Annotated in this window: 1 protein-coding gene; it reads right to left on the reverse strand. The window is 35.7% G+C overall.

Translation table 11 applies throughout. The annotated features are described in order from the left end of the window. Nucleotides 1–7: 7 nt before the first annotated feature. Nucleotides 8–294 (reverse strand): hypothetical protein (locus WFZ85_RS16235; RefSeq protein WP_342697281.1); only part of this gene is annotated, 287 nt, incomplete at its 5' end.

Below are 294 nucleotides of genomic sequence, written 5' to 3' on the forward strand. Positions count from 1 at the left end.
ATGGTTTTTATTTTCTATGCTCTTTTTTTGTCATGTTGACGCAGGAAACATCACACTTGTCTTTCACGTTTTTTATGTGATTAGTGAGTGTGATTATTCGTTCCTCAGAATGACAAAGTAATGAATTCTCTCTTTTTGTCATGTTGACGCAGGAAACATCACACTTGTCTTTCACGTTTTGTCTGTGATTAGTGAGTGTGATTCTTCGTTCCTCAGAATGACAAAGTAATGAATTCTCTCTTTTTGTCATGTTGACGCAGGAAACATCACACTTGTCTTTCACGTTTTTTCTGT

This window comes from Flavobacterium aureirubrum (assembly GCF_038739835.1).
Classification (GTDB): Bacteria; Bacteroidota; Bacteroidia; order Flavobacteriales; family Flavobacteriaceae; genus Flavobacterium; species Flavobacterium aureirubrum.